The sequence below is a fragment of the Streptomyces phytophilus genome (assembly GCF_013870535.1).
GTDB classification, from domain to species: domain Bacteria; phylum Actinomycetota; class Actinomycetes; order Streptomycetales; family Streptomycetaceae; genus Streptomyces; species Streptomyces phytophilus.
Genome location: NZ_JACBXC010000386.1, coordinates 1 through 4,942 on the forward strand (window position 1 = coordinate 1; position 4,942 = coordinate 4,942).

2 protein-coding genes are annotated in these 4,942 nt (G+C 73.3%); both read left to right on the forward strand.

Annotation, left to right across the window (positions count from 1 at the left end; all coding sequences use genetic code 11):
• A partial coding sequence (locus H5J30_RS17505; RefSeq protein ID WP_309505557.1) for a carboxyl transferase domain-containing protein occupies positions 1-3,383 on the forward strand: 3,383 nt, incomplete at its 5' end.
• Positions 3,384-4,477: 1,094 nt separating this feature from the next.
• Positions 4,478-4,942 (forward strand): isopentenyl-diphosphate Delta-isomerase (gene idi, locus H5J30_RS17510; RefSeq protein WP_181788356.1); only part of this gene is annotated, 465 nt, incomplete at its 3' end.

Here is a 4,942-nt window from a genome sequence, read left to right on the forward strand (position 1 = left end):
CGGACCCGGCCGGGCCCGCGGACGCCCTCGGCGCCTACCTCATGGTGCGCGCCGGGCTGCCGGAGCGTCCGCTGGCGGCGGAGGCCGGGCTGCTGGAGGTCTTCGCCGACATCTCCGAGCTGAGCCGCAACAAGCCGGAGCACGAGGAGAGCGCCGCCGAGACCTGGGTGCGCAGCCCGCGGGAGTTCTTCCACACGTACCTGCAGAGCCTCGACGCCGAACGCGCCGGGCTCTCCGAGACGTTCCAGGGCCGGCTGACCCGCGCGCTGGGCCACTACGGCATCGACGGGCTGGACCGTACGCCAGCGCTGGAGGAGGCGGTCTTCCGGATCTTCCTGGCCCGGCAGGACGCCGCCGCCGACGTCGCGATGGTCACCGCGCTGCTCCAGCAGTGGCTCACCGAGGACCCGCCGCCCGCCGGGCTGCGCCAGGTCGTGAGCCAGGCGCTGGAGCACCTGATCCGCGCGACGCAGCTGCGCTTCCCGCTCGTCGGCGGCCTGGCGCGGAGCCTGGTGTTCCGCTGGTACGCGCAGCCGCGGCAGCACCGCACCCGCACCCACGTCTACCACCGCGTACGGCAGCACCTGCGCTACCTCGATGCCCACCCGGACGCCGCCGACCGCGGCACGCGGATCGCCGACATGGTCGCGAGCCCCGAGTCGCTCATCCAGCTGCTCGGCGAGCGCGTCGACCGGCAGGGCGCCGAGACGGACCCGCTGCTGGAGGTCCTCATCCGGCGCGCCTACCGGGACCACCGGCTGACCGACGTGCACAGCAAGACCGTCGCGGGGCGGCCGTTCGTCTCCGGCCGCTACGAACTCGACGGCGTCCCGCACCTGCTGCTGGTGACCGTCGCCGACTTCGGCGACCTGACCGGGGCCGCCACGACGATGGCGGAGGTGGCCGCCGCCGAGCCGGACCCGACGGCCGTCGTCGCCGAGTTCTACCTCACCAGGACCGGCCCGCGCCCCGAGCCCGACGAGATGGCCGCCGAGCTGCGCGCGGCGCTGTCCGGCCCGCTGCCCGCCGGACTGCACCGGATCACCACGACCGTCGCCGGGCGCGACGGCGCAACACCCCACCACTTCACGTTCCTGCCGTCCCCGGCCGGTCCCGCGGAGGACAAGCTGATGCGCGGCATGCACCCGCTCATCGGCCAGCGGCTGCTGCTGCGGCGGCTGCGGAACTTCGACCTCACCCGGCTGCCGTCCGCGAACGAGGACGTCTACCTGCTGCGGTGCGTGGCGCCGAGCAACCCGGCCGACGAGCGGCTGGTCGCGATGGCCCAGGTCCGCGACCTGACGCCGCTGCGGGACGACGAGGGGCGCATCCTCGCGCTGCCCGAGGTCGAGGCGGCGCTCGGCGCCTGCCTGGACGCGATCCGCAAGGAGCAGATCCGGCGGCCGGCGAGCAAGCGCCAGGACACCAACCGCATCTTCGTCAACGTCCGCACCCCCAGCGCGGGCCTCACGCTCACCGAGCTGAACGCGGTGGCGCGGCGCATCCTGCCGACGACCCGGGGCCTGGGCGTGGAGGAGGTGCTGTTCCTCGGCTCCCGGCCCGACGGGCGCGGCGGGCCGGTACCGGCCGCGGTGCAGGTGTCGTACGACGGCGCCGGGGGCGTCCGCCTGAGCGTCACCGACCCGCCGACCGACCTGATCCAGCCGCTCGACGACTACGGCCAGAAGGTGCTGCGGCTGCGGCGCCGCGGCAGCGTCTACCCGTACGAGCTGTTCGACCTGATCGGCGGCGCCGGCGGCTCGTTCACCGAGCACGACCTCGACGACTCCGGTGCGCTGGCCCCCGTACGGCGGCCGAAGGGCCTCAACAAGGCCGGCATCGTGGCCGGCGTGGCCACCACGCCGACCGAGCGCTACCCGGAGGGCGTCACCCGCGTCGTGCTCCTCGGCGACCCGGTCAAGTCGCTGGGCGCGCTCTCCGAGGCGGAGTGCGCGCGGGTGATCGCGGCGCTGGACCTGGCGGAGCGGATGCGGGTGCCCCTGGAGTGGTACGCGCTGTCCGCGGGCGCCCGGATCGCGATGGACTCGGGCACCGAGAACATGGACTGGATCGCGCGGGCGCTGCGGCGCATCGTCCACTTCACCCAGGACGGCGGCGAGATCAACGTCGTCGTCGCCGGCGTCAACGTCGGCGCGCAGCCGTACTGGAACGCCGAGGCCACGATGCTCATGCACACCCGCGGCGTGCTCGTGATGACCCCGGACTCGGCGATGGTGCTGACCGGCAAGCGGTCGCTGGACTTCTCCGGCGGCGTCTCGGCCGAGGACAACTTCGGCATCGGCGGCTACGACCGGGTGATGGGCCCCAACGGGCAGGCGCAGTACTGGGCGCCGGATCTGAAGGCGGCGCGGGACGTGCTGCTGTCGTACTACGACCACAGCTACGTGCTGCCCGGCGAGACCGGCCCCCGCAAGGCCGGCACCGCGGACCCGGTCGACCGGGACGTCAGCGACTTCCCGCACGTCGCCGAGGGCAGCGAGTTCACCACGGTCGGGGACATCTTCTCCGCCGCGACGAACCCGGACCGCAAGAAGCCGTTCGACATCCGCACGGTGATGCGCGCGCTCGCCGACCAGGACCACGCGGTGCTGGAGCGCTGGGCCGGCATGGCCGACGCGGAGACCGCGGTGGTCCAGGACGTGCACCTGGGCGGGCGCCCGGTGTGCCTGGTGGGCATCGAGTCGCGGTCGGTGCAGCGGCACGGCTTCCCGCCCACCGACGGCCCGGACGCGTATACGGCGGGCACGCTGTTCCCACGCTCGTCGAAGAAGGTCGCGCGGGCGGTGAACGCGGCGAGCGGGAACCGGCCGCTGGTGGTGCTGGCGAACCTGTCCGGGTTCGACGGCTCGCCGGAGTCGATGCGCGAGCTGCAGCTGGAGTACGGGGCCGAGATCGGCCGCGCGATCGTCAACTTCCGCGGTCCGATCGTGTTCTGCGTGATCTCGCGCTACCACGGCGGCGCGTTCGTGGTGTTCTCCAAGGCGCTGAACCCCGGCATGACGGTGCTGGCGGTGGAAGGTTCGTACGCCTCGGTCCTCGGCGGTGCGCCGGCCGCGGCGGTGGTCTTCGCCGCCGACGTCGACTCCCGGACCGCGGCCGACGCGCGGGTGGCGGACCTGGAGGCCCGCATCGCCGCCGCCTCGGGCGGCGAGCGGGCACGGCTCGCCGACCGGCTGGAGAGCACGTGGGCGGCGGTGCGCGCGGAGAAGCTGGGCGAGGTGGCCGCGGAGTTCGACGGCGTGCACTCGATCCAGCGGGCGCAGCGGGTGGGTTCCGTGGACGCGATCATCCGGCCGGAGGAGCTGCGGCCGCGGATCGTCGCGGCCGTGGAGCGCGGGCTCGCCGGAAGCGCGGCCGGGTGAACCGCCGAATCCGCGCGCATTCCGGCCGTGAAAACACCGCCGGTGCGGCAGCCGGATTATGTTCACGGAACGCCGCCCTTCGGCATATTCAGTACCCGAGGATATAGCTGGGGCGAGAGCCGGCCCGCCGCGCAGTGCAGGCGACGTGCGGCGGGGACAGCGGCCTCCAGGACTGACAACAACTAGCTAAGTACACCGGCCTCCCCTTGACGAGGGCCACTCGTGTTGCAGAATGTTTTTCGCACGGCGGGATCGCGATCCTCCCATCCGTTCGGATCGTGACTCCGCCGGCGGGACACGAACGCTCACTGGGGGGAAATGTTAAACAGGGCACGAGCCAGGCAGAGTTCCGTCATGCAGAAATACGCAGAACGCGGGCCCGGCGAAAAAGCCGGGAACGGCGGATGACGGGGAACTCCGCTCCGCGCCGTGCCGGGCCGACGCCTCACCGCCGCGGCACGCCGGCCGAACTCCCACGTCGGAGACGCCCCGGCGCCCGCTCGCCACCTGGTCCCGCGGGGTCGGCTCCCCGCCGGGACCGTCCGCACGGACTCCGCCGCCCGTACCCCGCCGGCCATGTGGCGGACCGAACTCGCCCGCCTTACGCGAACCCGGAAAAGAGGTCGGATGAAGAACCGATTCGCAAGCGCCGGTCCATCGGCAAACGGCATCGCCGGCGTCCGGCTAAATGCCCGCACACATCAGCGGCGGCGCGGTAAACAGAACCGCCGCACCTCTTGCCCACCCGACCATGCCGCAACCGCTCCGGACCAGATGCACCCGGGATGACCGCCGGACCGCGGCGCGGTGCGCCAAGGCGCCGGCGGGATCGTACGACCCGGCCGAATCGGCACTCAGGACACATCGGGAGAGCGGCCCGCTCCGGTTTTGCGCGGCCGTCGAATAGCCCCTTCCATACCGGGAATTCGGCGGCGGTCGACCGAGCCGGCGACTTCCGCCGGCCGCCCCGGCGGCAACGTCCCGACCCTCTCCCGCGAGCTGGGCCACCAGCCCGGGGGCGACGCCGCACCCGGCGCCGCCCCAGCCCCGTCAGCACCGCCGCAACCGTTCATCACAAGAGGCAGGAGACCGTCATGACCAGTCGGGAATCGCAGTTGGTGGAACTCGTCGACGCGGGCGGCACCGCCCTCGGCTCCCTCATGGTCGCCGAGGCGCACACCGCGCCCGGCCGGCTGCACCGGGCGTACTCGGTGATGCTGCTGGACGAACAGGGCCGCGTCATGCTCCAGCAGCGGGCCAAGGTGAAGACGCGGTTCGCGCTGCGCTGGGCCAACGCGACCTGCGGCCACCCGGCGCCGGGGCAGGGCCTGTTCGACGCCGCCGCCGAGCGGCTGGTCGAGGAGATCGGGCTGCGCGGGGTGCAGCTGGCGGAGGCCGGCGTGTACCTCTACCGGGCGGAGGACCCGGAGACCGGCCGGATCGAGCACGAGTACGACCACGTCGTGGTCGGCCGGGTACCGGTGGACGTGCCGCTGGACCCGGACCCGGCCGAGGTGGCCGACGTCCGCTGGGTGGCGCCGCAGGAGCTGCGCGCGGAC